Below are 3,164 nucleotides of genomic sequence, written 5' to 3' on the forward strand. Positions count from 1 at the left end.
GTTGGCGAGCGACTGGTAGGTCACCGGCACCGAGAGGATCGTGGACGTCGGCTGGTAGCCCAGCCCCTCGAGCACCACCGAGGCCAGGGAGGTGGTGGCGGTGATGTCGGTCCAGCCGACATCGGCAAAGCGCACCGTCCTGCAGGATTCGGGCTCGGCCGCCCGCAGCCCGCCACCCCCGGCGAGCATGGCCATGGCGGCCGCGGCCACAAGAAGGCGAAGTCTCGGCATCGGCGTTTCCCTCCTGATCTTGCTGGTTAGCGCTGCCTGGTCTGCCAGTCGGGTGCTGAATAAACGGGGGCGTTGGAGCGCGGCAGTGGCTCCCGGCCGCGCAGGATGTCGGCGGCCTTCTCCGCGATCATGATGGTGGGCGCGTTCAGGTTGCCGGACGGTTCCGAGGGCATGATCGAGGCATCCACCACCCGCAGACCTGCCAGGCCCACCACGCGGCACTGTGGATCGACCACGGTCATCGGATCGGCCGGATCGCCCATCTTGCAGGTCCCGCAGGGATGGTAGGCGGAATCGGCTTTCCGCCGGACGAATTCGTCCAGCTCCGCAGCGCTCTGCACATAAGCGCCCGGCATGACCTCCGGGCCGCGATAGGGGTCGAAGGCCGGTTGCGCGAAGATCTCACGGCTGAGCTCGATCGAGCGGCGCATCTCGATCCGGTCGCGCTCCTCGGCCAGATAGTTCGGCTGGATGCGGGGATGGACGCGCGGATCGGCCGAACGAAGCGTGATCTCGCCGCGGCTGGCCGGCCGCATCGGCCCGACATGGACCTGGAAGGCGTGCTGGTCGCCAGGGGAGCGGCCATGGTCGCTGACCAGTGCCGGCAGGAAATGGAACTGGATGTCGGGATGCTCGATGCCGGGGCCGCTGCGGATGAAGCCGCCGGCCTCCAGGTGCGAGGACGCGGCCGCACCATCGTGGCGCAGGAACCAGCGCAGCCCGACCAGCACCATGTTGTGCGGCTTCATCGTGTCCATGAGCGTGATTGGCTGGGTGCAGGCCTGCTGCACATAGAGCTCCAGATGGTCCTGCAGGTTCTTGCCGACGCCCGGCAGGTCGTGGACCACCTCGATGCCGTGGGCCGCCAGTTCATCAGCCGGTCCGATACCCGAAAGCATCAGGAGCTGCGGCGAGTTGATCGCACCGCCCGCGACGATCACGTCCTGCCGCGCGGATGCCGTCTTGGTCCGGCCGTTCTCGACATACTGCACACCCGCGGCCCGGCCGCGCTCGACCAGGATGCGGGTAGCGAGCGCACCGGTGACCACCGTCAGGTTCGGCCGGCGCCGCGCCGGCTCCAGATAGGCCAGACGCGTGCTGCAGCGCCGGCCGTTGCGGATGGTCATGTCCATCCGCCCCACACCTTCCTGCTGGAAACCGTTCATGTCGGCGGTGAACGGGTAGCCGGCCTGCTGGCCGGCCTCCAGCCAGGCGTCGAACAGGGGGTTGTTCGAGGTGCCACGCCAGACCGAGAGCGGGCCGTCGCCGCCGCGATACGCGTCCGGACCCAGCGAGAAGCTCTCGGCCTTGCGGAAATAGGGCAGCACATCGGCATAGGCCCAACCCGTGCAACCCTCCCGCTCCGCCCAGCGGTCATAGTCCCTCGCGTGGCCGCGGATATAGACCATGGCGTTGAGCGCCGAACTGCCGCCCAGCACCCGCCCGCGCGGCCAGTACAGTTCACGGCCGTCCATGTGCGGCTGGGGCTCGGTGCGGTAGTACCAGTTGTAGCGCTGGTCCATCAGGTTGTAGGTCAGCGCCGCCGGCATGCTGATCTTCCAGCTCCGCCCGACCGGCCCCGCCTCCAGCAGGAGGACCTGTCGCTCTGGATCCTCGGACAGGCGTGCGGCCAGCACGCAGCCGGCCGAGCCGCCGCCCACGATCACATGGTCGAAGCCCGTGCCTTCCATCAGTGCACCTGGGCCCGGCCGGCCAGGAACTGGTCGAGATGGCCAAAGGCCAGCTCCAGCGCGATCTCGGGGCTCACCCGCGAGTCCCCTGAGGCCGCGCGCAGGAACAGGCCGTCAATCAGGCTGGCCAGCGACAGGACAGCGAGCTCGGCCTGCTCCTCGGGCAGGAGCCGGCGCAGATCGGCCAGCACCGTGGAGCGCAGGCGGCTGATGTAGACGCGGCGCAACCGGTCCAGTTCCGGCGCGAACGGCGCCTGCGCCCAGAAGGCCAGCCAAGCGGCACAGATCTCCGGGCGAAACTGCGAGGGCGCGAAGCAGCCCTCAATTACCGCCCGCAGCCGGCCGCGCGGGTCACCGGCAGCCGACAGCCGCGAGGTCACCTCGTGGCGGAACTCCACCAGGATCCGGCGCATCGCCGCCGCCAGGAGGTCGTCCTTGCCCGCGAAATAGTGGTGGATGATCCCAGGCGACAGCCCGGCTTCCCGGCCGATCCGAACCACCGTGGTCTCGTGCCAGCCATAGCGGCACAGCGTCTCGATCGCCGCGTCGATCAGCTGACGCTTGCGCACCGGCTCCATGCCCAGCTTCGGCAAGGCGCTCCCTCCATACTTGCGCGAACTCTGCCGCGACATGTTTGGTCGATCAATCAAGAATCCGCCCGGCATGCATACATCGGGCTGCGATCCTGCCGCTGTCGATGCTGCCGGCAAATCGATGCGCACCGTGACCGGACCGAACGACGCAGTACTCGGTGGTTCCACCGCAATCTGGAGCATGTCACGGCAGCGGCGAAGCAACGACTGTCACTCGAGGCGGGACGTCCATGTCTTGCCGCCCGAATGAATAGTTCTTGCCTTTGGCCTGCCTGGAGCGAGTGCTCCGGAACTCCCCCCGTCAATCGCCTGCCTACAGGCGGACCGCCCCTCGGCGCGACTTGACGCTCGCCGTGTCGCCGACCATCTCCTGCGGCGATCGCCGACGACATGAAGCAGCCCATGCCCCCGTTCACGCGCCGCGACACCCTCGCCTCGTTCGCCACGCTCGCCGCACTCCTAGCCACCCCCGCCGGCCTGAAGGCGGCGGAGGAAACCGGTCTGCGCTTTGGCGAGGCCCGGCCCTTTTCTTTCGAGGGCCTGATCGAGCGCGCCAGGCAGATGGCCATGGAAGACTATGCGCCGCCGCCCCGGCCGGTGCCGGAGATCACCAAGCAGATCGACTACGACGCGCACGGCAAGCTGCGCT

4 protein-coding genes are annotated in these 3,164 nt (G+C 68.4%); 1 reads left to right on the plus strand and 3 read right to left on the minus strand.

The genetic code is table 11. The annotated features are described in order from the left end of the window. The 3 genes from EQG76_RS09425 to betI form a co-directional block, all read right to left on the minus strand. Positions 1-195 (minus strand): glycine betaine ABC transporter substrate-binding protein (locus EQG76_RS09425; RefSeq protein ID WP_407925519.1); only part of this gene is annotated, 195 nt, incomplete at its 3' end. Positions 196-257: 62 nt separating this feature from the next. Continuing rightward, complete coding sequence (gene betA / locus EQG76_RS09430) at positions 258-1,922, minus strand: choline dehydrogenase (RefSeq protein ID WP_159712764.1); 1,665 nt, start codon at positions 1,920-1,922, stop codon at positions 258-260. Then, a complete protein-coding gene (betI, locus tag EQG76_RS09435) occupies positions 1,922-2,515 on the minus strand; it encodes a choline-binding transcriptional repressor BetI (protein ID WP_159712766.1) in 594 nt (197 codons plus the stop codon). Before betI ends, betA begins: the two co-directional genes overlap by 1 nt. Before the next feature lie 402 nt (positions 2,516-2,917). On the opposite strand from betI, the gene EQG76_RS09440 reads away from it, so the two are divergent. Next, the coding region (locus EQG76_RS09440) for a glucan biosynthesis protein (protein ID WP_235031280.1) at positions 2,918-3,164 on the plus strand (247 nt) is incomplete at its 3' end.

The sequence above is a fragment of the Geminicoccus flavidas genome, from assembly GCF_009806515.1.
Lineage (GTDB): Bacteria > Pseudomonadota > Alphaproteobacteria > Geminicoccales > Geminicoccaceae > Geminicoccus > Geminicoccus flavidus.